General features: G+C 62.8%; 29 protein-coding genes. 13 read left to right on the top strand and 16 right to left on the bottom strand.

Going from position 1 to position 26,529, the window contains the following annotated elements; genetic code table 11:
• Window positions 1-22: 22 nt before the first annotated feature.
• Window positions 23-973, bottom strand: a complete 951-nt coding sequence (locus tag CEY05_RS17765; RefSeq protein ID WP_158219351.1) for a GlxA family transcriptional regulator — start codon at window positions 971-973, stop codon at window positions 23-25.
• Window positions 974-1,022: 49 nt separating this feature from the next.
• Window positions 1,023-1,976 carry a tripartite tricarboxylate transporter substrate-binding protein gene (locus CEY05_RS17770; protein WP_158219352.1) on the bottom strand — a complete coding sequence of 318 codons (954 nt, stop codon included), beginning with the start codon at window positions 1,974-1,976 and terminating at the stop codon, window positions 1,023-1,025.
• Window positions 1,977-2,179: 203 nt separating this feature from the next.
• Here CEY05_RS17770 and CEY05_RS17775 point away from each other — a divergent pair, with 203 nt between their 5' ends.
• Both CEY05_RS17775 and CEY05_RS17780 read left to right on the top strand, forming a co-directional pair.
• Window positions 2,180-2,875: a DJ-1/PfpI family protein gene (locus CEY05_RS17775; RefSeq protein ID WP_088597640.1), complete on the top strand. Its 696-nt coding sequence runs from the start codon at window positions 2,180-2,182 to the stop codon at window positions 2,873-2,875.
• A 321-nt stretch (window positions 2,876-3,196) separates the two neighbouring features.
• Window positions 3,197-3,802: a YitT family protein gene (locus CEY05_RS17780; protein WP_233161578.1), complete on the top strand. Its 606-nt coding sequence runs from the start codon at window positions 3,197-3,199 to the stop codon at window positions 3,800-3,802.
• 22 nt (window positions 3,803-3,824) lie between these two features.
• Here CEY05_RS17780 and CEY05_RS17785 read toward each other — a convergent pair whose 3' ends face one another.
• On the bottom strand, window positions 3,825-4,706 hold the full coding sequence (locus CEY05_RS17785) for an AraC family transcriptional regulator (protein WP_088596831.1): 882 nt from the start codon (window positions 4,704-4,706) through the stop codon (window positions 3,825-3,827).
• Window positions 4,707-4,842: 136 nt separating this feature from the next.
• Between CEY05_RS17785 and CEY05_RS17790 the strand changes: the two genes are divergently transcribed.
• Together CEY05_RS17790 and CEY05_RS17795 are read left to right on the top strand one after the other, a co-directional pair.
• Window positions 4,843-5,238: a VOC family protein gene (locus tag CEY05_RS17790; protein ID WP_088596832.1), complete on the top strand. Its 396-nt coding sequence runs from the start codon at window positions 4,843-4,845 to the stop codon at window positions 5,236-5,238.
• Between the two features lies 1 nt (window position 5,239).
• Window positions 5,240-5,623 carry a nuclear transport factor 2 family protein gene (locus CEY05_RS17795; protein ID WP_233161579.1) on the top strand — a complete coding sequence of 128 codons (384 nt, stop codon included), beginning with the start codon at window positions 5,240-5,242 and terminating at the stop codon, window positions 5,621-5,623.
• An 88-nt stretch (window positions 5,624-5,711) separates the two neighbouring features.
• On the opposite strand, the gene CEY05_RS17800 is transcribed toward CEY05_RS17795, so the two are convergent.
• From CEY05_RS17800 to glmS, 4 genes are all read right to left on the bottom strand, one after another.
• A complete protein-coding gene (locus tag CEY05_RS17800; protein WP_088596833.1) occupies window positions 5,712-7,097 on the bottom strand; it encodes a heavy metal sensor histidine kinase in 1,386 nt (461 codons plus the stop codon).
• Window positions 7,094-7,768, bottom strand: coding sequence for a heavy metal response regulator transcription factor (locus CEY05_RS17805; protein WP_088596834.1), 675 nt, complete (start codon window positions 7,766-7,768; stop codon window positions 7,094-7,096). Before CEY05_RS17805 ends, CEY05_RS17800 begins: the two co-directional genes overlap by 4 nt.
• 67 nt (window positions 7,769-7,835) lie before the next feature.
• Window positions 7,836-8,621, bottom strand: coding sequence for an alpha/beta fold hydrolase (locus tag CEY05_RS17810; protein ID WP_088596835.1), 786 nt, complete (start codon window positions 8,619-8,621; stop codon window positions 7,836-7,838).
• 121 nt (window positions 8,622-8,742) lie between these two features.
• Window positions 8,743-10,575: a glutamine--fructose-6-phosphate transaminase (isomerizing) gene (gene glmS, locus CEY05_RS17815; RefSeq protein ID WP_088596836.1), complete on the bottom strand. Its 1,833-nt coding sequence runs from the start codon at window positions 10,573-10,575 to the stop codon at window positions 8,743-8,745.
• Between the two features lie 158 nt (window positions 10,576-10,733).
• Between glmS and CEY05_RS17820 the strand changes: the two genes are divergently transcribed.
• On the top strand, window positions 10,734-11,246 hold the full coding sequence (locus tag CEY05_RS17820) for an Lrp/AsnC family transcriptional regulator (RefSeq protein ID WP_088596837.1): 513 nt from the start codon (window positions 10,734-10,736) through the stop codon (window positions 11,244-11,246).
• Between the two features lie 38 nt (window positions 11,247-11,284).
• On the opposite strand, the gene CEY05_RS17825 is transcribed toward CEY05_RS17820, so the two are convergent.
• Window positions 11,285-12,535 carry an NAD(P)/FAD-dependent oxidoreductase gene (locus tag CEY05_RS17825; protein WP_088596838.1) on the bottom strand — a complete coding sequence of 417 codons (1,251 nt, stop codon included), beginning with the start codon at window positions 12,533-12,535 and terminating at the stop codon, window positions 11,285-11,287.
• A 253-nt stretch (window positions 12,536-12,788) separates the two neighbouring features.
• On the opposite strand from CEY05_RS17825, the gene CEY05_RS17830 reads away from it, so the two are divergent.
• The 5 genes from CEY05_RS17830 (at window position 12,789) to CEY05_RS17850 (ending at window position 17,168) form a co-directional block, all read left to right on the top strand.
• Window positions 12,789-13,910, top strand: coding sequence for an ABC transporter ATP-binding protein (locus CEY05_RS17830; protein WP_088596839.1), 1,122 nt, complete (start codon window positions 12,789-12,791; stop codon window positions 13,908-13,910).
• Between the two features lie 27 nt (window positions 13,911-13,937).
• Window positions 13,938-14,939 carry an NAD(P)H-quinone oxidoreductase gene (locus CEY05_RS17835; RefSeq protein WP_233161580.1) on the top strand — a complete coding sequence of 334 codons (1,002 nt, stop codon included), beginning with the start codon at window positions 13,938-13,940 and terminating at the stop codon, window positions 14,937-14,939.
• A 93-nt stretch (window positions 14,940-15,032) separates the two neighbouring features.
• On the top strand, window positions 15,033-15,650 hold the full coding sequence (locus CEY05_RS17840) for a glutathione S-transferase (RefSeq protein ID WP_088596841.1): 618 nt from the start codon (window positions 15,033-15,035) through the stop codon (window positions 15,648-15,650).
• Window positions 15,651-15,662: 12 nt separating this feature from the next.
• Window positions 15,663-16,205: a type II 3-dehydroquinate dehydratase gene (locus CEY05_RS17845; RefSeq protein ID WP_088596842.1), complete on the top strand. Its 543-nt coding sequence runs from the start codon at window positions 15,663-15,665 to the stop codon at window positions 16,203-16,205.
• Window positions 16,206-16,217: 12 nt separating this feature from the next.
• Window positions 16,218-17,168, top strand: a complete 951-nt coding sequence (locus tag CEY05_RS17850; RefSeq protein WP_088596843.1) for a glyoxylate/hydroxypyruvate reductase A — start codon at window positions 16,218-16,220, stop codon at window positions 17,166-17,168.
• Between the two features lie 8 nt (window positions 17,169-17,176).
• Here the strand turns inward: CEY05_RS17850 and CEY05_RS17855 are convergent, their stop codons facing one another.
• The 8 genes from CEY05_RS17855 to CEY05_RS17890 all read right to left on the bottom strand — a co-directional run bounded on the left by CEY05_RS17855 (window position 17,177) and on the right by CEY05_RS17890 (window position 24,011).
• Window positions 17,177-18,088: an ABC transporter permease gene (locus CEY05_RS17855; protein WP_088596844.1), complete on the bottom strand. Its 912-nt coding sequence runs from the start codon at window positions 18,086-18,088 to the stop codon at window positions 17,177-17,179.
• A 1-nt stretch (window position 18,089) separates the two neighbouring features.
• Window positions 18,090-18,944, bottom strand: coding sequence for an ABC transporter permease (locus tag CEY05_RS17860; protein ID WP_088597642.1), 855 nt, complete (start codon window positions 18,942-18,944; stop codon window positions 18,090-18,092).
• 29 nt (window positions 18,945-18,973) lie between these two features.
• Window positions 18,974-19,999 (bottom strand): PotD/PotF family extracellular solute-binding protein, encoded by a 1,026-nt coding sequence (locus CEY05_RS17865; RefSeq protein ID WP_088596845.1) that lies wholly within the window; start codon window positions 19,997-19,999, stop codon window positions 18,974-18,976.
• A gap of 97 nt (window positions 20,000-20,096) precedes the next feature.
• On the bottom strand, window positions 20,097-20,855 hold the full coding sequence (locus CEY05_RS17870) for an amino acid ABC transporter ATP-binding protein (protein ID WP_233161607.1): 759 nt from the start codon (window positions 20,853-20,855) through the stop codon (window positions 20,097-20,099).
• 34 nt (window positions 20,856-20,889) lie between these two features.
• Window positions 20,890-21,579 (bottom strand): ABC transporter permease subunit, encoded by a 690-nt coding sequence (locus CEY05_RS17875; protein ID WP_088596847.1) that lies wholly within the window; start codon window positions 21,577-21,579, stop codon window positions 20,890-20,892.
• A complete protein-coding gene (locus tag CEY05_RS17880) occupies window positions 21,569-22,282 on the bottom strand; it encodes an ABC transporter permease (protein WP_088596848.1) in 714 nt (237 codons plus the stop codon). The genes CEY05_RS17875 and CEY05_RS17880 overlap by 11 nt, the downstream gene beginning before the upstream one ends.
• Before the next feature lie 15 nt (window positions 22,283-22,297).
• A complete protein-coding gene (locus tag CEY05_RS17885; RefSeq protein WP_088596849.1) occupies window positions 22,298-23,095 on the bottom strand; it encodes a transporter substrate-binding domain-containing protein in 798 nt (265 codons plus the stop codon).
• A gap of 103 nt (window positions 23,096-23,198) precedes the next feature.
• The gene (locus CEY05_RS17890) at window positions 23,199-24,011 is read right to left on the bottom strand and encodes an Asp/Glu racemase (RefSeq protein WP_088596850.1); all 813 of its coding nucleotides are present in this window, start codon (window positions 24,009-24,011) and stop codon (window positions 23,199-23,201) included.
• A 312-nt stretch (window positions 24,012-24,323) separates the two neighbouring features.
• On the opposite strand from CEY05_RS17890, the gene CEY05_RS17895 reads away from it, so the two are divergent.
• From CEY05_RS17895 to CEY05_RS17905, 3 genes are all read left to right on the top strand, one after another.
• On the top strand, window positions 24,324-24,737 hold the full coding sequence (locus CEY05_RS17895) for a RidA family protein (protein ID WP_088596851.1): 414 nt from the start codon (window positions 24,324-24,326) through the stop codon (window positions 24,735-24,737).
• A 20-nt stretch (window positions 24,738-24,757) separates the two neighbouring features.
• The gene (locus CEY05_RS17900) at window positions 24,758-25,429 is read left to right on the top strand and encodes a DUF1028 domain-containing protein (protein WP_088596852.1); all 672 of its coding nucleotides are present in this window, start codon (window positions 24,758-24,760) and stop codon (window positions 25,427-25,429) included.
• A 107-nt stretch (window positions 25,430-25,536) separates the two neighbouring features.
• On the top strand, window positions 25,537-26,523 hold the full coding sequence (locus CEY05_RS17905; RefSeq protein ID WP_088596853.1) for a LysR substrate-binding domain-containing protein: 987 nt from the start codon (window positions 25,537-25,539) through the stop codon (window positions 26,521-26,523).
• Window positions 26,524-26,529 lie beyond the last annotated feature (6 nt).

The raw sequence follows: 26,529 nt of genomic DNA on the forward strand, positions 1-26,529 counted from the left end.
AGGCCAGCCCGCCGTGGGATCCTTACTCGGCATCCGCCGCATTCCTGAACGCCATGGGCGTCGTGCCCAACTGACGCTCGAATGCCCGCGTCATCTGCTGCCTGCCGGAAAATCCGCAGCGCAGCGCCACCTTGTCCAGCGACTGTTGCGTACCTGACAGAAGTTCACGCGCCAAGTCGATCTGGGCGGCGCGGATATACCGTTGCGGCGGAAGTCCGAACACTTCCTTGAAGCTGCGCGACAACTGTCGCACACTCAGGCAGACATGGTCCGCTACCTGCTCCACGGTTACGCCGCTCTCCAGCCTGTCCAGGATATAGGCCGTGGCGCGGCTCAATCGATCCGCCGAGCCACCATAGGCGATCAAGGCGGCGCTTTGTTGGCCCTGACCGGGCGCCCGGACGCGAAAGACCACCAATTCCCTGGCAATGGCCAAGGCCAGGTCCCGGCCGAAATCCTCGTCCACCAGGCTCAGCGCCAGATCGATGCCCGCCGTGGCGCCGCCGGACGTGAATATCTTCTCCGACCGCGCGATGAGCGCGTCGGTATTCAGGCGAACCGACGGATAGCGCGCCGCGAATCGTTCGGCATGCGCCCAATGGGTGGTCGCGGCCTTGCCGTCGAGCAGACCCGCCTCGGCCAGGACATATGCTCCCGTGCATACCGAGCCTATGCGTTGCGTGCGCGGCGCAACCGCCAACAGCCAGTTCCTCAGTTGCAGGTCGTGGCTCGCACTCATCACTCCCGGCCCGCCCGCCACGATCAGCGTATCGAATGCGCATATCTCCGGCGGCGGTAACGACGACGTTTGCAAGCGCAGGCTGGAAGAGCTGACAATTTCGCCGCCGAAAGAGGACAGGGCCGTCACGCGATAGCGGTCGGGCTCATCGGGCCGGCGCAGATGGTGGTTGGCGCGGCTGAAAACATCAGCCGGACCGGTGACGTCGAGCAGCAGTACATCGCCGAAAACCACGATGCCGACGTGCCGCGTTGCGACCGCCGGACGTGATCGACCCGCCGTCTCAGTCCGCGACGAAGCCGATCTCGGCGACGAGTTTTTTCCACTGGCCATATTCTCTGTTCATGGTTTGCGCGAGTGTCGTGGGGCTGCCGTCGCCCATCTCAAGACCTGACGTCAGTAAAGCGGTTCTTACTTTCTCGTCCGTGACCACCTGATGCAAGGCGGCGCGGTATCGATCCACCGTGGCGGCACCGGCGCCGCGCGTCAGAAAATACGAGAACCACTCCTGGTTGACCAGCTCCTTATAGCCCTCCTCGGGAAAGACCGGCACATCGGGGAGCTGCGACGCGCGCGCGGTGCCGGTGACGGCCAGTATCCTGAGCTTGCCGGCGCGGTGGTGATCCAGGATATCACTGGGGGCGAGAAAGGCGAACGGCACCTGCCCGGACAGGACGTCCGCCAGCGCCGGTGCCGAGCCGCGATAGGCCACGTGGGTGAAATCGCAGCCCATGGCCCGCTGCAACAGCACGCCGGAAAAGTGAAACACGCTACCCGACGCCGGTGATCCGTAGAAGCCCAGCTTGGGTTCCTGGCGGATCAGGCTCACTGCCTCCTTCAAGGTCTTGGCGGGCACCGTCGGCGCGCTGACAAAGGCGATCGGGGCAGTAGCTACCGTACCTATGGGTATGAAGTCGTGCAAGGGATCATAGGGCAGGTTCCGGTACGTGTGTGGATAGATGACCATGGAAGAACCGATGGTCTGCAGCAGGACACTGCCGTCGGCGGGGCCGGTTTTCGCCAGCCCGACCGCCAGTTGTCCGCCAGCCCCTGACTTGTTTTCGACGATCACATTGGATTGAAGATGGGCGGCGAAAACAGGCGCTGCCGCTCGCGCAATTCGATCGCCCGTCGCGCCCGGAGGAAAGCCCACCAATAGTCTGACCACGCCTGGATGCGCGTCGTCAGCGTGTGCGGGCAGCGCGCGCGCCAATGCCGCGCCGCCCATCAGCTTCATAAAGTGCCGTCTATATTTCATTTTTGATCTCTTGGCTGCCGAATGGCAGCTCCCCTTGGCGCAAGTTTCACCTCGTGGGTCGATTCCAGTCGGACATAGCTGGTGCACTCTCGGACATCCGCGCCTGTTTGCGGGGATATCCTGACCGGAAATACCCTGGGTTTGTCCGACGGGGCGGCGGGCGTTGCGGCATAGTACGCAGTATGAAAACCGAACCCAAAACCCGCATAGGGATGCTCGTGTTCCCGATGATGACATCGCTGGACATCCTGGGCCCCTTCGAAGTCCTCGCCCGTGCGCCTGACTGTCACGCCGAGTTGGTGTGGAAGGACCGCCAACCCATCAAAGGCGATACGGGGCTGGTCGTCACACCTGATCGCGGGTTTAGCGACGCGCCGCAATATGACGTGATCGTGGTGCCGGGTGGTCCCGGGCAGACGCCTTTGATGGAGGATACCGAGGTCATCCAATTCCTGCGCCAGCAGGCGGCAGGGGCGCAACTGGTGACGTCGGTTTGCACCGGCTCGCTGCTGCTGGCCGCGGCTGGGCTGCTGGCGGGCAGGAAGGCCACCTCCCACTGGCTGTCCATCGATCAGCTTGGCCTGTTTGGCGTGGAAATCGTGCCGGAGCGGGTGGTCGTGGACGGCGACCGCATCACGGGCGCCGGCGTGACCTCCGGGCTCGATTTCGCATTCCGGGTGCTGGCCGAATTGCGCGGCGCGGAGGCGGCGAAAGCGCTGCAGTTGATGCTGGAATATGACCCTGCGCCACCTTTCGAGAGCGGCCATCCCCGCGTGGCCGAGCCGGCGCTGGTCGAACAGGTGCGCTTGAAGGCGCGGGAGATGATCGGGCAGCGGCGGGAAGTCTCGCAGCGAGTGGCGGGGAAGCTGGCGGGTTGATCATGCCTTGCACCATTCTGGGTGAAAGGCGGGTGCGCCTGCAGGCATCACTGCACCATCCAGGCGCTGGCTGCACGCATTTGGCGCACGGACTCCGGCGCTGATGCCCGCGCGCCACGCAGGAAAGAATTTGTAGTTGCCGAAGGGGATGTTGCAGGGCAACATTGCAACTATTCCCAGCGGTTTGCGGTGGCCACAAGCCTTAGGCTTTCCGTTGAGGACCCATTCCCCAATACCTCACGGGAAGTTTCCATGTCTTTACTCCAGCGCCGCTATCCTTCGGCGACCGGACCAGCTTTATCCACGAGCGCGTCCGGCGCCATGACAACCGATAACGTGCCTCCGCATAACGCGGCGGATGACGCCTATGGCCTGTTCATCGGCATCCTGTTTGCCGCCATGGGCATTTCCCTGCTGGCGCGGGGAGGCATGATCACCGGCGGCATCGCGGGAATGGCGCTGCTGGGCTCCTTGATCTCCGGCTATGCACCGGCGCCGCTGGTGCCGCTGATCAACATCCCTTTCATCCTGTTTTCCTGCTGTGCCATGGGGAAGACGTTCGGCCTGAAGAGCGCGCTGGTGAGTGTGGCGATAGGCGTCGCCGTCAGCGCGATCAGCCATTCCCTGGAAGTCTCCAGCATCGACAATGGTTTTGCCGCCATTGCCGGCGGCACCTTCCTGGGCATGGGCATCCTGTGCCTGGCGCGGCACAACGCGTCGATGGGCGGCACCAGCGCGCTGACCTTGTGGATTCAGCGCCGTTACGGCATCAACGCCGGCAAGACCCAGCTGGCCTTCGACCTGCTCCTGTTCTGCATGGCTGCCGCCTGGCTCCCCCTGGCCAAGACCCTCTGGTCGGCGCTAGGAACCCTGGCCATGAACGCCATGCTGATCGCCTGGCACAAGCCGGGGCGGTATCGGGGCTAGGAAGCACTCGTCCCTTTTCGTATCATCTTCGCTCTTTAGTGGCCTGGGCCAGGTCTCTGGAAGGCGGCAGGCCGAACAGGCGGGCGTATTCACGGCTGAACTGGTTCGGGCTTTCGTAACCCACGTCGAATGCGATCGACGTTGCGCTGCCTTGGCCGGAGAGCAATCGGGATCGCGCGTGCAGCAGGCGGACGCGTTTCTGGTACTGCAATGGGCTCAGTGCCGTCACGGCCTTGAAATGGCGATGAAACGCCGAAACGCTCAATGTCGCCATCTCGGCCAAGGCCGCCACGGTCATCGGTTCGGCGAAGTTCTGGCGTAGCCAATGAATGGCGACACTGACGCGCGCCAGCGCCGTGTCCGGCGATGCGATGTCGCGCAGCATCCAGCCTAGCGGCCCTTGAAGCACTCTGAACAGGATCTCCCGCTCATAGGCGGGTGCCAACGCCGCGATCTCGTTGGGCCGGTCCATCAGCCGGAGCATTCGTATCCAGGCGTCAAGCAACTCGCCATCGACGGGGGCGACCGAGAATCCGGAACCGGCAAGCGTGCCGCGGGCCTCCACCGGCAGATCGCGGATAAGCGCCGCGACGATAGTGGGAGCCAGCGTCAGGCTGATTGCCAGATACGGTTCCCCAGTCGGGGCCGGATGAACGGACCCGATGGCCGGCAGATCCACGGACATGACGAAGTAGGTTGCCGGATCATAGTGAAGCGTCCGGTCGCCGACCGTCATCGTCTTCGATCCCGTCAGGATCAGGTTGATCATTGGATCGTAGAGGGCGGCGAGCCGGTGCTCGGGAATTTCACCCTGCACCATGGCGACCCGCGGAATGCCCGTCTCCGTGCGCCTGTTCTCGGCCCGGGATGCCAATGCCCTCAACGCTTGCAGTTGCTGTTCCATGATCCGACGCTAGCAGAGGCCGTCCGGGCATTCAAGGAAAAAGCAGAAACAGGCAAGCCTTGGAGAGGATCGGGTGAGTGGGTGGCGCATGGAGAACGTATCTTGGTCTCTTCATTTGACTAAAGAGGAGCGCAACTTGCTCGACCACGTCTTCATCTCCGTCAGCGACATCGATCGCTCGATCGCCTTCTACGAGAAAGCACTGGTCCCGCTCGGCATCGCGCATGTGCTGGACTATGACGGCAGGCAAGGTCCCGCCGGGCATCCCGATCTCAAGGGCTTCGGCGCGAATGGCCGCGTGTTCTTCTGGCTACGCGCAGGTACGGTCGAAGGCCGCGCCGCCCATGTCGGCTTCGTTGCCGCTGGCAAGCGCGAAGTCGATGCCGCCTTCTCGGCGGCCATGGCCGCGGGCGCCGGTGAAATCCATCCGCCTGGACCGCAAATGCACTACGACCCCCGCTATTACGCAGCTCAGGTGCGAGACCCTGACGGCTACAGCCTCGAATTCGTCTACAAGGAGTGGCAGCACTGATATGAAGAAGCGGATGATCTACGGCGCACGGCTTACTCCGGCCACCGGGGCGCCGACTGGGAGAAAACTGGTGGATGCTTTCATTCAGGCCACCAATGCCTTCGATGTCGACGGCGCATTGGCGCTGTTTACTTCCGACGCCGTGATAGATGACGTGTCGGTCGGTGACGCGTTTGTCGGTACCGAGGGAATTCGTCTTTATCTGACGCAGTTCTTCGTTGGATATAAAACCGTCAGCCAGCTGCTATCGATCGAGCAGACCGACGACCGCCACATTGTCGTTCGGCTCGACTTCACGGGCGATTTCGGCCACGAGACCGGGAGGCTCAAGATCGCGGTCGACGGCGATGGCTTGATAAAACGCATAGATGCGGATCTGGACTGACGGCAAGCAAGCACAATGAAATACTTGTGGCTATCTCACTAGCGCTTGGCGGTGAGACCGCCGAAGAGGATCACGTGTCCAGCGGGGGTTAAACCGGAAATTCCAGGTAAAAGCACGTCAGGCCTCCGCCACTTTCCACCCAGCATCGTCCTTTATGCAATTGCATGATCGAACGCACGATCGACAGGCCCAGCCCACTGGACTGGCTGGAACGTTGTCTTGACGGATCGACCCGGAAAAAGCGCTCGAATATGCTTTCCAGATGCTCGGCGGGAATGTCCACGCCACGATTGAGCACCTTGATCACCATGTTCCGCGCCTGACCTTGGGCGCTTATCTCGATGGTGCTGTCCGGTTCGGCAAAACGCACGGCGTTGTCCAGCAGATTGGCCAGTGCACGACGAAGCAGGGACCCGTCCGCGCGGATTTTGCCGTGCCCGGTCCAATCCAGTTTCACGCCACGTTCGGCCGCCACATCTTCAAAGTAATCGCAGACGCGTTCGAGTTCATTCGCCACGTCCAGTTCAGTGCACTGAAGCGCATCTTCGGCATGCTCCGTACGCGCCAGGAACAACATGTTGTCCATCATCCGCGACAGGCGCTGCAATTCCTCGAAATGCGAGCCCAGCAAACGCTGGTAGTACTGCGGTTCGCGTACCTGTCCAAGACCGACTTCGGTCTGTCCCAACAGATTGTTGATCGGGGTGCGCAGGTCGTGCGCCATATCCGCACTGACCTGCTTGAGCTGCTCAAACCCCCTCTCAAGGCGAACCAGCATGGCATTGAACTGGTAGATCAGCGCGTCGAGTTCGGCAGGCGCATCGTCGCGGCGCAAGCGCACTGACAAGGTGCCGACGCCGATGCTCGCGGTTTGCCGCGCCAGCCTGTGCAAAGGCGCCAGGCCGCGCCGCGCAAGAATATAGGCCAGTCCCGCCGCCAGCACCGCCATGATGGATGAGAACAGGATGATCTTGTCGCGATACTCACGCAGGATGCGCGTGCGCTCGTTGAGCAGGCGTCCGGACAGGATTTCCAGCGCAGGGCCGCCGCCTGGCGCGGTGCTCAGCACCGCGGTGTAGATAAAGGGCGTGCCGTCGCTCATGATGTTGCGCCGGACATCGTGCAAGCTCAACGCTTCGTCCGCGGACAGTGGCGTGACCTCGGGCAGTGCTCGCCGACCGGGATTGACTTCGAGCAACGGCGCCCCGCCTGCAGGGCGGATGATCAGAAGCGACTCCGTATTGCCCAGCATGTTGCCAAACAGCTGCGGCTTGTCACGAACCAATTCGCGCGCGTCCAGGTCATGCAGCAATGCGCGAATCTGCTCGACGCGCGCCAGCAATGCACCATCGTCGCGCAGATCCAGTTGCCGGCCGAGCGCGACATACAGCGCACTACCGAGCGACGCCAGCGCGACAAATGAAAACGCGGCCAACAACAGCGCCAGGCGGGTCGTCAGGGACAGTCTTGTCACGCTGGCAGCTCGCAACGGTAACCCACGCCGTGAACGGTGTGAATCAGCCGCAAGGGAAAGGGTTCATCGACCTTCTGCCGCAGGCGGCGTACGGCAACATCGACCACATTGGTATCGCTGTCGAAATTCATATCCCAGACACGCGAAGCCAGGAAGGTGCGGGATAACACCTGCTCGGGATGCTGCAGAAAGCAGACGAGCAACTTGAATTCTTTATTGGTCAACGCGATGCGCACGCCGCCGCGCTCGCAGCGGTGCTTGGCGATGTCCACGCGCAAGTCGCCGAGGGCAAGGACGTCCTGCGCCGGCTGCTCTTGTCCACGGCGCAGGATAATGCGAATGCGCGCCAGCAGTTCAGCGAACGAGAAGGGCTTGACCAGATATTCCTCGGCGCCGAGCTCCAGGCCACGCAAGCGATCTTCCAAGTTGCCTTTCGCACTCAGGAACAGCACGGGCGCTCTGGCTTGCTCACGCAGCTTGCGCATTACCGTCCAGCCGTCCAGGCCGGGCAACATCACATCCAGCAGGATCAGGTCGTAGGAAGTCTCCTTCGCAAGGTGCAAGCCGTCGATCCCATTATTCGCGCAGTCGACGGTGTATCCTGCCTCGCCCAGTCCCCCGGCAAGGTAATCGGCCGTCTTGGATTCGTCTTCGATTATCAGAATCTTCATTGATCGGCCTTTTTTGACCTTGGCACACGACCTGGTTTGTGGCGCAATGTTTTGGCCTGGGGGATTTTTACTCCGGCACGTGTGCTGTTTGCAAGATCAGCTTGGCGACTGCTTCAGGCTGGGAAATCAGCGCTACGTGACTGGCATCGAGCTCGATGGTATGGGCGTTCATTCGCTTGGCCATGAATCGCTCCTGTTCGGTGTTGATGGTGCGGTCCTTCGTCGAGACAGCGTACCAGGTCGGTTTGTTCTTCCACGCCGCGACCGTGGTCTTGGCTGTCTTGATGGCGGCACCGATGGGCTGCTGTACGGCGTAGTAGGCCTCTGCCTCGGCCTTGGGCAAGTCATTCGCGAAATCCTTGATGAAGGCCTCTTCGCTGAGTACCCCGAATCCGTCTGCCGACCACGTCAAGCCAGCCCCGGCCGGCGCGGCAGGGAAGCGCTTGGTCAGCGCCACATAATCTTCACCAGCGTCCGGCGCGCGCGCCGCGATGTAGACCAGGCCCTTCACCTGCGGCACGTCGCCCGCCTGGCTGATGACCATACCGCCGTAGGAATGCCCGACCAGAATCACCGGGCCGTCCTGCTGCGCCAGGGCGCGCTTTACGGCGGCGACGTCATCATCCAGGGACGTGGTGGGATTCTGCACCGCCGTCACATGCAAGCCCTTGGCTTGCAGCAACGGGATGACCTTCGACCAGCTGGACCCATCGGCGAACAGGCCATGGACCAGCACGATATTTTTCACTTCCTGAGTCGCCTCGGAAGTGGAGGAGCCGGCAGCCCAGGTGGATGAAGCGCCAAACAGGCCGGCGGCGAGGGAAAGAGACAGCACCATCGAACGAAGTTTCATGGGGGTTTCCTGAAGATTTACATAGCGAACCGCCAGTGTAGAAATCAGGGGGAAACGCGGCCATGACGCAGTCATTACAAAAAAATGACGAAACTTCACCTGCTCGAGGGAGACGCCTGCTTCACTCCACCGTCACGCTCTTCGCCAGGTTGCGCGGCTTGTCCACGTCCGTGCCGCGGGCGCAGGCGGTGTGGTAAGCCAGCAGTTGCAAAGGTATGGTGTGCAGGATGGGCGACAGTTTGCCGTAGTGCTCCGGCATGCGGATCACATGCATGCCCGGGTCGCGCACGATGTGGCTGTCGGCATCGGCGAATACATACAACTCGCCACCGCGCGCGCGCACTTCCTGCATATTGGATTTCAGCTTCTCCAGCAAGGCATCCTTGGGCGCGATGGTCACGACCGGCATCTGGTCGGTGACCAGGGCCAGCGGGCCATGCTTCAGTTCGCCAGCCGGATAGGCCTCCGCATGGATGTAGCTGATTTCCTTCAGCTTCAACGCCCCTTCCAGCGCCACCGGATAATGCATGCCGCGGCCCAGGAACAAGGCGTTTTCCTTGGTCGCGAAACGCTCGGCCCAGGAAATGATCTGCGGCTCCAAGGCCAGCACGGAACTGATGGCCGCCGGCAGATGGCGCAGTGCCTTCAAATGCTCGGCTTCCTCTTCATCGCTGATGCGGCCATGCGTTTGCGCCAGCGCCAGTGTCAGCATGAACAACGCCGCCAACTGCGTGGTGAAGGCCTTGGTCGACGCCACGCCTATCTCCACGCCAGCCCGCGTGATAAAGGCCAGCTTGCACTCACGCACCATCGCGCTGGTGGCCACGTTGCAAATGGTCAGCGTGTTCTCCATGCCCAGGCTGCGCGCATGCTTCAACGCCGCCAGGGTGTCGGCCGTCTCGCCCGACTGCGAAATCGTCACCACCAGCGAACGCGGATTCGGCACGCTGTCGCGATAGCGGTACTCGCTGGCGATTTCCACCGCCACGGGAATCTTGGCGATCGACTCGATCCAATACTTGGCGGTCAAGCCGGAGTAATAGCTGGTGCCGCAGGCGAGAATCAGCAGCGAGTCCGCTTCCTTGAAGATCTTGTACGCACCATCGCCGAACAGCTCCGGCGTGATCGATTCGATGTCCTGCAAGGTATCGCCCACCGCGCGCGGCTGCTCGAAGATTTCCTTCTGCATGAAATGGCGATAAGGGCCCAGCTCGGCGGCGCCGCTGTGCACCTGTACGGTATTGACCTTGCGCTCGACGGGACGGCCCTGGTCGTCGGTGATCCACACGCGCGACAATTGCAGGTCGACGACGTCGCCATCCTCCAGATAGATGATCTGGTCCGTGGTGCCGGCCAGCGCCAGTGCATCGGACGCCAGGAAGTTCTCGTTCTTGCCCACGCCCACCACCAGCGGCGAGCCCTGGCGCGCGCCCACGACGCGATGCGGCTCGTCGCGGCAGAACACGGCGATGGCATAGGCGCCCAGCAGGCGGCGCGCCGCCTGCTGCACGGCTTCGAGCAGATCGCCGGAATAAAGATGATTGACCAGGTGCGCAATGACTTCGGTATCGGTCTGGCTTTCGAACACGTAGCCGGCAGCCTGCAGCTCGGCGCGCAACTCGTCGTGATTCTCGATGATGCCGTTATGGACCAGCGCGATGCGCGGCTTGTCCTTGCCATGCGCCGAAAAGTGCGGGTGGGCGTTGTGCGTGGCCGGCGCACCATGGGTGGCCCAGCGAGTGTGCGAGATGCCGGTATAACCGGTCACGTGCTCCTGTTCGACCAGCGCGGCCAGTTCGGAGACGCGCTCGGTGCTGCGCGTGCGGCGCAGTTCGCCGTCGGCATAGACCGCCACGCCGCAGGAGTCATAACCCCGATATTCGAGGCGACGCAGGCCTTCAACCAGGACAGGGGTGATGTCGCGTTGGGCGACCGCTCCGACGATTCCGCACATGGCATGCTCCGGGGGAAAGAAAGACAAGCGCCATTGTGGGCGGGGAGGGGAGAAATAAGATTCCGTTTTTACGGCTAAAATGAACTATTCTTCAAGTCACATTTTGTCGTGTAATTTTATTCGAAAATGGCCTTTGTTTTGAAATTTACTGGCGATCTATGAACGATTCCGAAGCTTTGGAGCCTGTCTCCCCCTTCGTCGCCCTGGACGACCTGGACCGCCGCATCCTGGCCCAGATGCAGCAGGACGCCTCGCTGACGAACCAGGAGCTGGCGGAAAAAGTGCACGCCTCGCCGCCCACCTGCCTGCGCCGCGTGCGTCGCCTGGTGGAAAGTGGCGTGATAGAAAAGCAGGTCGCCCTCCTGGATCCGGCTCGTCTGGGCAGCACCCTGACCGCCATCGTGGAGATCACGCTGGATGTCCAGGCCGCGGAAAAGCTGACGGAGTTCGAAGCCCTGGTGCGTGACGAGCCTGCCATCCTGCAATGCCATCGCGTGTCACCCGGCCCGGACTTCGTCCTGATCGCACAGGTGGCCGACATGCCGGCCTACCACGCGCTGGTGCACCGGGCCTTCACCGCGCAGGCCAACGTGCGCAACGTGCGCACGTTCTTTTCAGTGCACCGATCGAAATTCGAGACCCGTATCGCAGCGGCGGCCCTGGAGGTGTGAGCGGCGATCGCACCTGGGATCCAGGCGAGTCTTGCGTATCACTCCTTCTTGTACGACAGATAATCCAGGTGGATGCCGATATGGTCGGCGATGTACCTGGCGTCATGCCACACGCCCCAGATGAAGGACGATGACCGGTTGGTCAGGTTGGGCAGGCCGAGGAAATAAATGCCTTTCTCCGCCGAGATTCCCCGCTTGTGTATCGGATAGCCCTTGTTGTCGAAGGTGTCCGCTTCGATCCAGCTGAAGTCCACCTTGAAGCCCGTCGCCCAGAGTATGGTCTTGATGCCGGCCTTGGCCAGATCCAGTTGCAGGATGGGATGCTTCAGGCATTCCGGGTCGTCCAGCAGCTTCCACGCGTCGGGCTCCGGCGGCAGGTCCAGGCTGTTCTGCTCAATGTAGGCATCGGCTTCGCGCAGGACTTCGAAATAATCATCGTCGCCCTGCTTCACGTCGCGCACCAGGTTGTCCTCGAAACGCATTACGCCGTCTTCATAGGACTTGGTGATGCCGACGAGTTCAATGCCCTCATGCGCCAGGCGGCGGAAATCGATGGTCTTGCCGCTGTCGTAACCGCTGACGGCAAACGCCACATGTTCGCGCTTGGGCTTCTTCTTGACCTCATCCCACATCCCCAGCGCACCCAGCCACCAGCAATAATCCCGATCCCGGTAGGAACGCGGCGGGCGGTAGTGTTCGCCGACGGACAGATAGACCTTGCGCCCGGCCTGCCGCAGTTCTTCGGCGATCTGCGAGCCGGACGCACCGGCGCCCACCACCAGTACCGCGCCGTCCGCCAACTGGCCCGGATTCTTGTACGAAGAGGAATGCAGCTGCTGGATCCCGGCACTGTCGGGGACGATCCGGGGATAGCTGGGAACCTGGAAAGGTCCCGTGGCGGCAACGACGTGCAGCGCTTCGATGGTCCCATCGGAAGTGGTGATCGTGAAGCCGGGGCGCTTGTCGTTGCGTTTGACACGCAAGACCTCGACACCCGTGCGCACCGGGGCCTTGATCAGCTTGGCGTAATCCTCGAAGTATCTGGCCATGCGTTCCTTGGCCGGGAAGACGTCCGGGCCGACGTCATCGAACTTCAGTCCAGGAAAGCGGTCATGCCAGGCCGGCCCATTCGCCACCAGCGAATCCCAGCGCTCCGAACGCCAGCGTTCAGCGATCCGCTTGCGCTCCAGCACGATATGCGGGATCCCCATCGCGCCGAGGTGTTCGCTCATTGCAATGCCAGCCTGGCCAGCGCCGATCACCAACGTATTGGTCTTTTCAATTGACATTTCAAGATCCTGAAGAGTATCGGGGCCTGACGTGTCCCGCGATTTGCCACGCAGTGTGAGGGAGATCGCCGGATTTGATAACTTCGTTTTTCAGACGGCTGGCTTAGGAAAAAGCAAACGTCTCCAGCGTCGTCGGCGGGCCCGTTTCGGCTTCCGTTTTTCCGATGGCGGGCATCAGCATCGACAACGCACCGTGCGCGCACCTTTGCCTTATTCTTGAAAGCGTCACCCGCAGATTGGACGCCGCAAAGCCATGCGCAATCGCACTTTTTCGCCCGAGCATTCCAGCGCTGTCCAGCTGGAAGGCGTGGTCAAGCGCTACCGGGATCTAACCGTTCTGCATGAGGTGTCCCTCAGGGTCGAACAGGGCGAATTCCTGACGCTGCTGGGCCCGTCGGGCTGCGGCAAGACCACGCTGCTGAACCTGATCGCCGGCTTCGCCGATGCCGATAAAGGGGAAATCTTCATCGACGGCACCTCGGTGACCACGCTGCCCCCGTATCAGCGCGAGATCGGCATCGTTTTCCAGAACTACGCCCTGTTCCCCCACATGACGGTGGAGCGCAATATCGGCTATGGCCTGCGGATGCGCCGCGTTCCGGCGGCGGAAATCGCGCAGCGGGTGCGCGAAGTCATGGCCCTGGTGAAACTGGATGAACTGGGCGGACGCAAGCCGCGCGAACTCTCCGGCGGGCAGCAGCAGCGCGTTGCCCTGGCGCGCGCCCTGGTCATCCGGCCCAAGGTGCTGCTGCTGGATGAACCTTTCTCCGCCTTGGACAAGGGGCTGCGCGGCGCCATGCAGGTGGAGATACGGGACATCCAGCGCGAGCTGGGCGTGACCACCATCTTCGTGACGCATGACCAGGGCGAGGCCCTGAGCATGTCGGACCGCATCGCGGTGATGAGCCAGGGCGTCATCAAGCAAATCGCCACGCCCGACGAACTCTATCGCAATCCCCAGGATCCCTTCGTCGCGTCCTTCCTGGGCGACGTCAATATCCTGCCCGGCTATTACCATGGCTCGGATTCGGAAACGCTGCAGCTGCGCCTGGGCGCCGGCCTGATGAGCGTGCCGCGGGACAGGCTGGTGGGCGGGGCGCACGAAGGCCGCCGCCTGGACGTCTACGTGCGCCCCGAACATATCAAGCTGGAGAACCTCCATAGCGCCTCGGTCTTGAGCGGCACGGTCGTCAACCACGTGTTTCAGGGCGACCATGTGGATATGTACGTCGATGTGCATATCCCCGTCGCGGGTAAGCAGCGCGTGATGATACGCACCGCCGGCCTGGGCTGTCTGCGCGACTGGCCCGTGGGCGCGGTCGCGGGCCTGGCGTTTCCCGATCACGGCGTCAGCGTGTTCAACGCACAGCCGTAATCCACCCGTCCATGACGTTCGAGGACCATGACCCATCCACCTACCGATATGCAGGCCATCGTCGCGCGTGAACCCGGCGATGCCACTGTCCTGACGCTGGCCACGCGGCCGGTTCCCACCCCCGGCGCCGGCGAAGTCCTGTTGCGCGTACGTGCCGGCGGCATCAATCGCCCGGACATCATGCAACGGCAGGGGTTGGCCAAACCCGCCCCGGGCGCCACCGACGTGCTCGGCCTGGAGGCCTGCGGCGAGGTGATCGCCTGCGGTCCCGGCGTTGCGGATTCCCTGCGGGGCAAACGCCTGATGAGCCTGCTCGCGGGTGGCGGTTATGCGCCTTACTGCCTGGCACGCGTGGACCATTCCCTGCCCGTCCCCGACGGCCTCGATGACGCCGAGGCCAGCGCCTTGCCGGAAGGGCTGTTCACCGTCTGGCATAACCTCTTCGAACTGGGCCGCCTGCGCATGGGCGAAACGGTGCTCATACACGGCGGCGGTGGCGGCATCGGCACCCTGGCGATACAGATGGCGCATGCGGCAGGCGCCCGGGTCATCGTGACGGATGGCGAGCGCGACCGTTTTCCCGCGCTGCGTGAGCTGGGCGCGGCCGAAGTCATCTGCTTCCACGATACGGATTTCGTCCAGGCCTGCGACGCGTATACCCAAGGCAAGGGGGTGAACGTGGTGCTCGATATCGTCGGCGGCGACTACGTGCGGCGCAATCTGCAGGTGCTGGCTTTCGGTGGACGCCACGTAAGCCTGTCCTTCCTGCAGGGATCCACGGTCAGTATCGACTTGCTGACCTTGATGCAGAAGCAGCTGAGCCTGCATTCCTCCACCATGCGGCCGCAGACCGATGCGGAGAAGGCGCGCATGGCGACGGCGCTGGCGCGCCATGTCCTGCCGCTGGTGACGGACGGTCGCATTCGGCCGAAGATGCATGCGCGCCTGCCGCTGGCACAGGCCGTGCAGGCGCACCAGCTGCTGGAAAGCGGCAAGGCTTTCGGCAAACTGGTGTTGATTCCGGATTGAACCTGGATAGCTGCGGCTTCATATCCGGATCCGCGCCCGGGGCCACGCCGGGCGTCGATATCCACGTCTCTTCTACCTCGGCTGGAGTTCTCGTTGAAACTTCTTTACGCCCCAACCTCGCCATTCGTCCGCAAGGTCATGGTGTGCGCCTCGATGACCGGCCTGGCCGACAGGATCGAATGGCTGGACAGCGCCGCGCACCCCATCAAGCGCGATGCGCGGATTGCCGCGCACAATCCCTTGGCCAAGGTCCCGACCCTGATCCTGGCGGACGGCCAGGCGCTCTACGACAGCCGTGTCATCTGTGAATATCTTGCCGACCTCGGCGGCAATGGCACGCTGTTTCCCGTTGCCGGCCCCGCGCGCTGGCAGGCGCTCACCTGGCAGGCCATGGGCGACGGCTTGCTGGATGCTGCCTTGCTCGCGCGCTATGAGCGCACCGCGCGGCCCGAAGCGAAGCAGTGGGATGACTGGCGGCACGCGCAGTTGGTGAAGGTTGATGCCGCCCTGGCCGAAATCGAAGCGGTCGCCGCGGCACTCAAATCCGCCGATCCTTCCATCGGCGAGGTGGCCATAGGCTGCGCGCTGGGGTATCTGGATTTCCGTTATCCGGAACTCGACTGGCGCGCGGCGCATCCCCATGCGGCGACGTGGTTCGCCGCGTTCAATGCGCTGCCTGCCATGCAGGCCACCCTACCCCACGATGCCTGAGGCGCCCACGACATGAACACAGCCACGAATCCGAACACAGCCACTGATACGAACGTGACCGCCACGGCCAACGAGTCCATCGCCACGAATGCGTCCAGCGACAGGCCGTATGCCACGACAGTCTGGTTTCTCAACGGACCCAATGCCAACCTGTACGGCCTGGACGCCAACAAGACGTACGGGTCGGACAGCTTTCCCACGTTACGCGAACGCTGCGAGAAGAAAGCCGCGGCGCTGGAGCTGAACCTGAATTTCGTGCAGTCCAATTGGGAAGGCCAGCTGGTGGACTGGATCCAGCAGGCCCGCGGCGATGCCCAGGGCGTCATCATCAATGCGGCGGGATTGACGTATTCTTCGATACCCATCCTGGACGCGCTGCTGTCCTTCCCCGGCCGTATCGTTGAAGTCCATATGAGCAACATCTGGCGCCGCGAGAGCTTCCGCCATCATTCGTATATTTCCAAGGCGGCGGATGGTGTCATCGCCGGACTGGGCGCGGATGGCTACGAGCTGGCCATCGAGGCAATGGCACGCCTGATTCGTCGACCAACCTGAGGCAGACAGGCAATGAGCGCAAGCGAGATCTCCGGCACCCTGGTTTTCCACAGCGAGTTCGATGACTACGCCACCTGGCGCGACGCGTTGCACGCGCAGCTGCCGCGGCTGGACATCCGGCACGCCAGTGAAATCGACGATCCGGCCCAGGTCCGCTACGCCCTGGCGTGGAAGCCACCGGCGGGTTTCTTCGACCGCATGGCCAACCTGCGCCTGATCATCAACCTGGGCGCCGGTGTCGATTCCCTCGTCGGCCGGCAGGATCTGCCCGCGGGCGTACCCATCACCCGCATCACCGATCCGAACATGGCCCGCATGATGGCGAGCTATGTCCTGTTCGCCACGCTGCGCTATGCCCGCGACATCCCGTCGTTCGAGCAGGCGCAGAGAAATGGTACCTGGGCCTACCGTCACCCCCGCTCGCCCGAGGACATCCGCGTGGCGGTGCTCGGTCTGGGGGAGTTGGGCGCCTATGCCGCCCGGGAGCTGCGCCGGCAGGGCCTGACCGTGCTGGGCTGGTCGCGCAGTCCCCGGCAGATCGAAGGCATCCAATGCCATGCCGGCATGGACACGCTGGATACCGTGCTGGCGCAAGCCGACATCGTGGTGCTGATGCTGCCGCTTACACCGCGGACGCGGGGTTTGATCGATCGCGCCAGGCTGCTGCGACTGCCGCGTGGGGCGGCGTTGATCAATGTGGCAAGAGGTGCTCTGGTGGATCAGGCGGCCATGACTGAATTGCTCGGCTCGGGGCACCTGGGCGGCGCCACGCTGGATGTCTTCGAACGGGAGCCACTGCCGGCCGACGATCCCCTGTGGCGGATGGAGAATGTATTGATCACGCCCCATCTGGCCTCGGTGGCGATTCCCGCTTCCGCCGCGAAGCAGATCGCCGAGAACATCGCGCGCGTGGACCGGGGCCAGGCCCCGCTGAACGTCATCGATCCCGCGCGCGGCTACTGACGCCGTACCTAGTGCGTGTCCTCGATATTGAGGATGCGCCCCAGCCCCAGGAAACGATGGGCGAAGACCAGCAGCGCGGCGGTCACGAAGATATACACGACCGATAATGCCGCCAGGGTAGGATCGGCGAATTCACGCACATAGTTGTACATCGCCACCGGCAAGGTCTGCGTACTTTGCGTGGTGACGAACAGCGACGCGGTGAATTCGCTGAAGGACATGATGGCGGCGAACAGCCAGCCACCGAACAGGCCCGGCGCCAGCAGCGGTATGGTGATCGTGAACAGCACCCGCGACGGCGATGCCCCCAGGCTGGCCGCGCTCTGCTCCAGGCGCTCGTCCAGGTTTTCCATCGACACATAGACGCTGCGCAGCACGAAAGGCAGCACCAATATCACGTGGCAGAGGATCACGATGCCGTAGCCGCGTTCGATATCGAGCTGCGCCACCAGGATCAACAAGCCCAGGCCCACGGTGAAATGGGGAATCACCAGCGGTGACAGCAGGATGGCCTGCAGCAGATGCTTGCCGGGAAACGCCATGCGCTTCACCGCCACGGCCAGGCCGGTGCCTATCACCAGGGCAAGGCAGGACGCCCACAGCATCACGATCATGCTGGCGTGGAAACCATCCTGGAAGTCACCGTAGGTGAACACTCGCTTGAACCAGCGCAAGGACCAGGACTCGGGCGGAAACGTCAGCAGGGCCTTGTCGTTGAAGGCGGCCACCGTCACCACCACCACGGGCAGCAGCACGAAGGCGAGCAGCACGATGATCAGGATCGGACCGCCTATGCGCAACCACAGGGGAGATTTGTTGCGTGGCCGCGCCTTCGGCGCACTGGCGCTGCGCCCGCCGGCAACGCCAGGGGCGGCGTCGAGGGTGTTGGCATTGCCTGCGACGGAAGTCTGGATCTTCATGTCAGTGGCCTCCGAAGGCTTTCAAGCGGCGGGTCACTTGCCCCAGGAACATCAGCGAGACGGCGGTCAAGGCCAGGCCGACGATGCTGAGGCTGGCCGCCAGGGGGAAATTCATGGACGCGAATCCCAATTGATAGACCAGCGTCGAAACCGTCGGCACCCGGCCGCCGCCTATCATCTGCGGCGTGGCGAAGGCGCTGAAGGTCCACGCGAAAGAGGTGGTCACGCTGGCCAGGATGCCGGGCATGGACAAAGGCAGGGTGACGGTCAGGAAAGTGCGTACCGGCCCCGCGCCCAGGCTCTCCGCCGCCTTCTCATAATCGCGATCGATATGCGAGATGGCGGTCGCCAGCATCAGCACCACCACGGGTATGGTCACGTGGACCAGGGCCACCAGCACGCCCAGGTGGGTGAACATCAAGGCCAGGGGCTGGTCGATGATGCCCAGCTTGCGCAACACGGTGTTGATGAAGCCGTTGTTGCCCAGCACGATGATCCACGAGTAGGTGCGCACGATTTCGCCCAGGAACAGCGGCGTGATCGAAACGATCAGGATGAAGGACTTGAAGAAGCGGTTGCGTACCCGGACCAGCGCGTAGGCCAGCGGATAGGCCACCAGTATCGAGAATACGGTGGTCTCCACGCTCAGGCGCAGGGTGTTGAAGAATGCTTCGAGATAGATGGGCTTGCCCAGTCCCGTGAAGTTCGCCAGCGTCAGTCCGCCGACGTCCAGCGAACCGGGAATGAACGCGCGTACGCTGTATTGCAATACGGCTGCCAGCGCCACGCATATGCACAAGGCGACGAAGCTGGCGGGCGATATCAACCATCCCTTGAGTTTGGAGCGCGCGTCCATGAGCAGACCCATCCATCGTCCACGTTGACTCAGTTCATCATGTTTTCAGTGAACCACTTGCGCCATTCGGCCGTCTTCTCGGCGCGCAACTTGTCGTCGATGACGATGGCCTGGGTGTCCCACTGCTGCTTGGTGGTGAACACGCCGGGCAAAGCGGCATCCTCGGCCGACACCTTGGCGTCGTCGATGACCGGGCTGGCCTTCTTGGCGGCGACGATCTTGCTCTGCACCTCGGGCGATAGGGCGATATTGATGAACTTGTAGGCCAGGTCGGCCCTGGGGCTGCCCTTCATGATGGCCATGGTGTCCACGCCCAGCACCGCGCCTTCCTTGGGCATGGCGACCTTGATCGGCACGCCTTGCCCGATCATGTAGTAGGCATTCATGGACAGCAGGACCTGCACCGGTGTTTCACCGGAAGCGATCAGTTGCTGGCTGTTGGCGTCGTTGGTGTAGTACGCCTTGAAGTTCGGCTTCAAGGCCTTCAGCTTATCCTCGCCCTTCTGCCAGCTGCTGGCGTCGCCACCCGACAGCATCGCGGCGATGGTGATGATGTGGCTGGGATCGAAGTCGGGCGCCGACAGCTTGCCTTTCAATGCCGGATTCCACAGATCGTTCCAGCTGTCGAACTTGATATCCTTGGGTACCAGGTCGGGACGATAGCCGATGGTGTAGACGTAGGCCCAGCTGCCGATGTGGTACGGGCTGATCTTGGCCCGGTCCACCAGGTGGGAGTAGTTGGGGATCTTGCTGGTGTCCAGTTTCTCGTACAGATTGGCGTTCACGTACAGCCAGCCGATGTGCGAGGTGGTGAACGTGATGTCGCTTTCCGGCTTGCCGGCGAGCTTGGCCTTGTTCAAGCGGTCTATGGTGCCGCCGGTGATGTACTTGACCGGCACGCCGGTCTGCTTGGTGAACTCCTTGCCTATGGTCTCGTCGATCAGGTCACGGAAGCTGCCGCCCCAGGTGCTGACCACCAGGGCATCCTGGGCATGCGCCGCGGAGGAGATCAATGCGCCGGCAAGCATGCCGGCAGAGAGTAGCTTTCTTATCATCACGAACCCCTTGTAGATATACCGCTATGGATTGAAGTGTTTGCAGCTATCGCTATCATTACTCGGCTTACAAAAGCTCGGCCTACAAAACGTCGGCTTACAAAACCTGGTCGAGAAAATTCCTCAGGCGGTCGCTGGCCGGGGCGTCGAAGAAGGTGTCCGCCGGCCCGCTTTCGACGATCTCGCCACGCTCCATGAAGACGCAGCGGTCCGCTACGCGCCGAGCGAAACCCATTTCATGGGTCACGCAGATCATGGTGATGCCGGTCTGGGCCAGGTCTTCCATGATGCGCAGCACGGAGCCCACCGATTCCGGGTCGAGCGCGGATGTGGGCTCGTCGAACAGCATGATGCGCGGCTTCAGGCACAGCGCCCGCGCGATCGCCACGCGCTGTTGCTGGCCGCCGGACAGCTGGATGGGATATTTGTGGACCTGCTCCGCCACGTTGACCTTGGCCAGGTACTCGTGGGCGATGGCTTCGGCTTCCTTCTCCGCGATCTTCAACGCGAGGCGCAGCGCGAAGGTGCAGTTCGCCAGCACGGTCATGTGCGGGAACAGATTGAAATTCTGGAACACCATGCCCAGCTCGCGCCGCACCTTTTCCACATCTTCCTGGCGTCGTGTCAGCTTGATGCCGCTGACATGGATCTGGCCGGAGTCGTGCTGTTCCAGATGATTGATGCAGCGTATGAGGGTGGATTTACCGGAGCCGGAAGGGCCGCAGAGCACCACGATCTCGCCGCTCGCCACATCCAGGTCGATGTCGCGCAACGCATGGAACGTGCCATAAAACTTGTTCAGGCCGGCGATCGAAACCGCGGGCGCCTGGCCGCGCGCGGCAGCGGCTTGGGGCATGGCCAGGTTGGAAGGAAGTGCGCTCATGGTGGATTCAGGCCCTGGCGAGATAACGGTTGAACTTGCGGTCCGCCGCGGCGAACGCCAGGCGGATGCCGTTGGTGATGCACCAGTAAATGGCGGCTGCCGTCATCAGGGGCGTAAAGGGATCGTAGGTGTAGTCGAAGACGGTATTGGCGGCGGCCGTCAGGTCCACCAGGGTGATGGCGCTGACCGCCGCGGTGCTCTTGACCATGATGAGCAGCTCGTTTTGATACGCCCTGAGCACATAGCGCGCGGCCAGCGGCAGGCGCAGGCGGAACAGGATCTGGCGTGGCTTCAAGCCCAGTGTCGCCGCCGCTTCCAGGGTGCCCTGCGGGACGGCCGCCAACCCACCACGAATGATCTCGGCCATGAAGCCGGAGTGGGTCAGCGCCAGGCCGATCCACGCGCATACATAGGCATTGGAGAAGAGGTTCCAGAGGAAGGTCCCGCGCACGATGGCGAACTGAGGCAGTCCGCTATAGATCAGATACAGCAGCACCAGGCTGGGCACGCCGCGAAAGAAGCCGATATAGGCGGCGGCCAGGACGGACCGGGGCCCGGGACGAAAGCGCGCCAATGCGATGGGCAAGGCCAGCAGAAGGCCGAAGACCAGGACGGGCAGCAACACCGCGAAGGTCGTGGCGGTTCCCGCCAGCAGCTTGGGCAAGCTGTCCCATGCGACTTGCGGGTCAAAGTACATGCGAGGCTCCCTTGGTCACGATCGGGTGGAAGCCGCGCCCCGCCCACTGTTCCACATTCCTGGCGACGTAGTACGTAAGCCAGGTCATTCCCAGGAAGAAAGCGGACGCCAGCAGGTAGTAGATGAACGGTTCTTTCGTCACGCCCGACGCCAGCTTGGCGTAGGCCATGATTTCCTTCAGGCCGATCAGCGACACCAGGGCCGTATCCTTCAGCACCACGATCCACATATTGGTCATGCCCGGCAGCGCCAGGCGCAGCATCTGCGGCAGGATCACCCGCAGCCAGATGATGCGGCGCGGCACCAGCAGCACCCGTCCCGCCTCGAACTGGCCGTGCGGCACGTTCTGGATGGCGCTGCGTATCAAGTCGGCGAGATAGGCGCCATACACCATGCCCAGGGCCGCGACCGCCGCCATGAAGGGCGTGACTTCGATGCTCGTGGCGATGCCGAACGGCGCCAGCAGGCTGGCGACGATGTCCGAGCCGCCGTAGTAGAAGAGAAAGGCCACGAGCAGCGACGGCACGCCCGTGAACACGGACGCGTAAGGCACCCAGATGAGTTGCGTCAGCAAGCGCGGGCGCAGCGTGGCCAGGGCGAACAGCGTGCCGATCGCCAGGGCCAATAAATAGGCGCACACCGCCACCTGTATCGTGGTCAGGGCGCCTATCCCGAGTTGTTGCACGAAGCCCATCGAAGGCATGGCTACGTCCTCGCCTTATTTGCAGGCGGCTTCTTCGGGCAGCAGCGCCACGTCCATATACTTCTTGCGCAGCGTGGTGAAGGTGCAGTCCTTGATGATGGTGTCCAGCGTGGCGTTCATGCGGTTCAGCAGTTCCGCGCTGTCCTTGCGCGCGATCCAGCTCGATCCCGCTTCGCCGCCGCCCGTCCACAGGTCGCCGCCGGCGAACTTCCAGTTCTTGCCCTCGGGCTTGGAAAGGAATTCATTGGTCCAGCTGATCTTCGGGCCCAGGCTCATGTCCAGCCGGCCGTTGGCCAGGTCCAGCCTGATCTGGTCCGGATTGTCGTAGAACACGATCTGCACGGCATCGCCGAACTGCTCTCCCACGTATTTGGCCTGGGCCGATCCTCTCTGCAAGCCGATGCGCACGCCTTTCAAGCCGGCCTTGGTGAACGCGTAGTTCTTGTCGGCCGGCACCACATAGGAATCCGGGTTGAACAGGATGGGCCGGCCGAACAGCACTTTTTCCTTGCGTTCCGGCAGCGGCTTGGTCTGGCTGACGACGGCGTCCAGTTTTTTCTGCAGCAGGGCGGGGATCAGCCCCTTGAAGTCCATGACCACGATCTCGCATTGCGCATTCATGCGCTTGCACATCTCGCGCGCAAGGTCGGGCTCCAGGCCGGTGAGGCGGCCCGATGGGTCCACCATGCTGAACGGGGGATAGCTGCCCTCGTTGCCCAGCACCAGTTTTTCCGCATGGGCGGGCGCAAGGCTGCTGGCCAGGAGCGAGACACCGGCCATTGTGAAAGCCGCGATGGATGATTTGAACTTCATTTTTATTCCCCTTGTATATATCGATCAGTGCTGTCGGCGGTCAGCCTTGTGGCCGCCGACAGGTCCTCTGTCTACTGCTTGAATCCGCTGCGTGGCTCCCTGCTCAAGCCGCGGCCGATGCCGCCGTCCTGCCATTGAAAAGCACACCGTAGCCAGGCTTGGCGCCCACCGCGCCGGTCAGTTCCAGGCAGTGCCAGAAGGACGCCTGGATGGCGGATATGACCGGCTTGCCCAGCTTCTGCTCCAGGGCCTCGATGGCGCCCACCGTTCTGAAGTTCGTGCACGAGACGAAGATCGCGGTGGCATCCGGATGGTCGACGGACAGGACGTGGTCGTACACCTGTTCCAGCGACACTTCGGCCAGCGCATGGTCATCCGAAATGCCCAGGTAAGCGCTCTTCACTACCTCATGGCCGTTCTCTTCCAGAAAACGGATGGCGCGCTCATGGATCTCGGGAAGGTAAGGCGTGGCCAGCGCCACCTTGCCCGCCTTGACCTGCTTCAACGCGGCCAGCGTCGCCGTCGATGCCGTGGTGATCTTCGGTCCCGGCACCCATTGGCGCAGCTTCTCGATCAGCGCATGGTCATAAGCCGTTCCATGCAGGAACGAGGCGCTGGTTCCGCCGAAAAGCAATACATCGATAGGCGCAGCGCCAGCCATGCGGGCGGCCTGCTCCAGCTCCGGCGCGTTCATCATCGCTTCGATTCCCTCGACGGTCACCTTCGGCAGCTTGACGCGCGCGGTGTGGGTGGAGACGCCGGGCGCCGACATGGCCCACATCTCTTCCTCCATGACGACGCTGGAGGCGATATAGATCAGGCCGATACGCGCCAGGTCGCCAGAGCCGTCATAGCGGAACCGGGGATAGGCTTTGCCGGATGTATCGGCTTGAAGGGAATTCGAGAGGGTGTTCAACGCGCGGCTCCGTATCGTGAGGTCTGGCTTGCGGGCAGCGCCCCTTGAGAGGCAATGGTTTCTCCACGCCAAGGAGGCTGCGTCAACGCCAACCAATGATGAGAGAGACGACCTGAGGCACCAAGTCGCCTTTTCCTTATGCAGGGATCGAATTTCCTGATGGCTCGCGCGGGCACGGTTCGCGTCGGAATTTCCGAGACGGGACACCGGAAAAAACAAATAGGCGCGCGCCGGGCTTGAGCCGACTATCGACAAGCCTGGACTGTCCTTGAACCGCAGGCCTCCGGATAAACCCTAGTTTCTCGACGAGCCATGAAACATACCCGCATACGCACCTTCAATACCAAAGCGACGTATCCCGAACAGAGCCTCGATAACGACTTGTGCCAGGCAGTCGTCGCGCGCGGCAGCACCGTATTCCTGCGCGGCCAGATCGGCCAGAACCTGGATACGTCCGAAAGCGTCTGCATCGGCGACGCGGCAGGCCAGGCCGAACAGGCCATGCACAACATCGACATGCTGCTGCGGGAAGCCGGCGGCGAACTCGAACATATCTGCAAGATCACCATCTACATCATCGATCCCCGCTACCGCGAGCCGGTCTACCGCGTGGTCGGCAAATGGCTCAAGGGCGTATTTCCGGTTTCCACGGGCATCGTGGTGTCGGCACTGGCGCGGCCGGAGTGGCTGGTGGAGATCGATGCGACTGCGGTTATTCCTGATTGACTTAGGCCGAGGCTCTGGTAATGACTTTCTCCATCATTGCGCGCTGCCCGACGTCGGGCCAGTTCGGCGCGGCGGTATCGTCGTCATCACCGGCCGTGGCCGCGCGCTGCATCCGTGCCCGCGCCGGCGTCGGCGCTGTCGTCAGCCAGAACATCACCGACCCTGCGTTGGGGCCGGCCCTCCTGGACGCGCTGGCGGCCGGCGCCACGCCTGCGCAAGCCATCGAGTCCCTGCAGGCACGTCCCTATCTCAGCTACAGGCAGCTGATGGCCATCGACGCTCGCCACGCCCCGGCGGTGTACACGGGCGCGGACGCCTTGGGCCGGCTGGCCGGCGCCACGGGAGAGCACGCCAGTTGCGCCGGCAACATGCTGGCGACGCTGGACGTGCCCGCCGCGATGCTGTCCGCGTTCGACCGGGCCCAGGGGACCTTGGCCGAGCGGCTGATGCAGGCCCTGCTGGCCGGCCAGGCGGCAGGCGGCGAAGAAGGACCCGTGCATTCCGCCGGCCTGCTGGTCTATGGCGACCTGGATTGGCCCATGGTGGACCTGCGCATGGACTGGGTCGATTCGTGTCCCGTCGAGACCCTGTACGAAGCGTGGAAGGTCTACGAGCCGCAAGTCCAGGACTACATCACACGGGCGAGGAATCCGACGTCGGCGCCCAGCTTCGGCGTACCAGGCAATCCGTGAGCGCCAAACCTGAGTTGGCCGTGCGAGAAAACCCGCGGCGCGCCAGGTCCCATAGTCCGGGCATAGTGGATACACTTCCGCTCAACCCTGTTCTTTCCTCCCGGACTATGCTCAATCGCATTTCGCTGCGACAGATGGAGTACTTCGTCGCCACGGCCAAGCATGGCAGCATCGCCGCGGCCTCGGCGCAGATCCACATCTCGGCCCCGTCGATATCCGCGGCCATCGCGCACGTCGAAGCCGAACTCGACGTGCAGCTGTTCGTGCGGCATCCGTCCAAGGGATTGGCGCTGACGGTGCTGGGGCAACAGGTGATGCGCGAGTGCGAGGACCTGCTGGAACGGGCGTCGCGGCTGTATGAGATCGCGTCGCTGTCGAGCAATTCGATCCAGGGCACGTTGCGGGTCGGCTGCTTCCAGTCCCTGGCCGCGATGATCGCGCCGGAAGTGATCTTCGGTTTCTCGCGGGCCTTCGAGAAAGTCGACCTGCATATGGTGGAAGGTGACCAGCAGTTGCTGATCGAAAAACTGCACACGCTGGATATCGACATCGCGCTGACCTACGACCTGAGGCTGGGTGACGAGATTGCGTTCGAAACGCTGGCGCATCTGCCGCCGCACGTGGTCGTCAGTGAACTGCACCCCTTGTCGCAGCAGATTGCGGTGACGCTGGATGAACTCGCCAAGCTGCCCATGGTGCTGCTCGACCTGCCCTTGAGCCGGGAATATTTCATGTCCCTGTTCGCCAAGCATGGCCTTGAGCCGAATATCGTCGCCCGTTCCCGCTCCGAAGAAGTGGTGCGCTCCATGGTCGCCAACGGCATAGGCTATGCCCTCTTCAATGTGCGGCCCAAGTCGACGCAAGCGCTCGACGGCAAGCGGCTGGTGCGATTGCGCCTGGTGGGGGAACACCGGCCCATGCTGCTGGGGCTCACCACCTACAAGCCGATGAAACCGTCGCGGCTGACGGAAGTGTTCATGCAGCGTTGCCGCGCGTATATCTCGGACCAGTACATTCCCGGCATGAGCGAGGGCAGCTTCTTCGATCCCTACGTGCCCGACGCCGCCGCCGCTGGCGGCGATCCGAATCAATAGAGGCAA

The organism is Achromobacter sp. HZ34 (assembly GCF_002209485.1).
Taxonomy (GTDB): Bacteria; Pseudomonadota; Gammaproteobacteria; order Burkholderiales; family Burkholderiaceae_B; genus Bordetella_C.

Bases quoted from the DNA above. Each gene is read 5' to 3' on its own strand.
- CEY05_RS17860 (WP_088597642.1), bottom strand. From the start codon at position 18,944: ATGGACGCGCGCTCCAAACTCAAGGGATGGTTGATATCGCCCGCCAGC.
- CEY05_RS17835 (WP_233161580.1), top strand. From the start codon at position 13,938: ATGACCCATCCACCTACCGATATGCAGGCCATCGTCGCGCGTGAACCC.
- CEY05_RS17845 (WP_088596842.1), top strand. From the start codon at position 15,663: ATGAACACAGCCACGAATCCGAACACAGCCACTGATACGAACGTGACC.
- CEY05_RS17855 (WP_088596844.1), bottom strand. From the start codon at position 18,088: ATGAAGATCCAGACTTCCGTCGCAGGCAATGCCAACACCCTCGACGCC.
- CEY05_RS17795 (WP_233161579.1), top strand. From the start codon at position 5,240: ATGAAGAAGCGGATGATCTACGGCGCACGGCTTACTCCGGCCACCGGG.
- CEY05_RS17875 (WP_088596847.1), bottom strand. From the start codon at position 21,579: ATGTACTTTGACCCGCAAGTCGCATGGGACAGCTTGCCCAAGCTGCTG.
- glmS (WP_088596836.1), bottom strand. From the start codon at position 10,575: ATGTGCGGAATCGTCGGAGCGGTCGCCCAACGCGACATCACCCCTGTC.
- CEY05_RS17900 (WP_088596852.1), top strand. From the start codon at position 24,758: ATGACTTTCTCCATCATTGCGCGCTGCCCGACGTCGGGCCAGTTCGGC.
- CEY05_RS17820 (WP_088596837.1), top strand. From the start codon at position 10,734: ATGAACGATTCCGAAGCTTTGGAGCCTGTCTCCCCCTTCGTCGCCCTG.
- CEY05_RS17775 (WP_088597640.1), top strand. From the start codon at position 2,180: ATGAAAACCGAACCCAAAACCCGCATAGGGATGCTCGTGTTCCCGATG.
- CEY05_RS17780 (WP_233161578.1), top strand. From the start codon at position 3,197: ATGACAACCGATAACGTGCCTCCGCATAACGCGGCGGATGACGCCTAT.
- CEY05_RS17870 (WP_233161607.1), bottom strand. From the start codon at position 20,855: ATGCCCCAAGCCGCTGCCGCGCGCGGCCAGGCGCCCGCGGTTTCGATC.
- CEY05_RS17850 (WP_088596843.1), top strand. From the start codon at position 16,218: ATGAGCGCAAGCGAGATCTCCGGCACCCTGGTTTTCCACAGCGAGTTC.
- CEY05_RS17785 (WP_088596831.1), bottom strand. From the start codon at position 4,706: ATGGAACAGCAACTGCAAGCGTTGAGGGCATTGGCATCCCGGGCCGAG.
- CEY05_RS17810 (WP_088596835.1), bottom strand. From the start codon at position 8,621: ATGAAACTTCGTTCGATGGTGCTGTCTCTTTCCCTCGCCGCCGGCCTG.
- CEY05_RS17805 (WP_088596834.1), bottom strand. From the start codon at position 7,768: ATGAAGATTCTGATAATCGAAGACGAATCCAAGACGGCCGATTACCTT.
- CEY05_RS17895 (WP_088596851.1), top strand. From the start codon at position 24,324: ATGAAACATACCCGCATACGCACCTTCAATACCAAAGCGACGTATCCC.
- CEY05_RS17830 (WP_088596839.1), top strand. From the start codon at position 12,789: ATGCGCAATCGCACTTTTTCGCCCGAGCATTCCAGCGCTGTCCAGCTG.
- CEY05_RS17770 (WP_158219352.1), bottom strand. From the start codon at position 1,976: ATGAAGCTGATGGGCGGCGCGGCATTGGCGCGCGCGCTGCCCGCACAC.
- CEY05_RS17825 (WP_088596838.1), bottom strand. From the start codon at position 12,535: ATGTCAATTGAAAAGACCAATACGTTGGTGATCGGCGCTGGCCAGGCT.
- CEY05_RS17885 (WP_088596849.1), bottom strand. From the start codon at position 23,095: ATGAAGTTCAAATCATCCATCGCGGCTTTCACAATGGCCGGTGTCTCG.
- CEY05_RS17905 (WP_088596853.1), top strand. From the start codon at position 25,537: ATGCTCAATCGCATTTCGCTGCGACAGATGGAGTACTTCGTCGCCACG.
- CEY05_RS17865 (WP_088596845.1), bottom strand. From the start codon at position 19,999: ATGATAAGAAAGCTACTCTCTGCCGGCATGCTTGCCGGCGCATTGATC.
- CEY05_RS17880 (WP_088596848.1), bottom strand. From the start codon at position 22,282: ATGCCTTCGATGGGCTTCGTGCAACAACTCGGGATAGGCGCCCTGACC.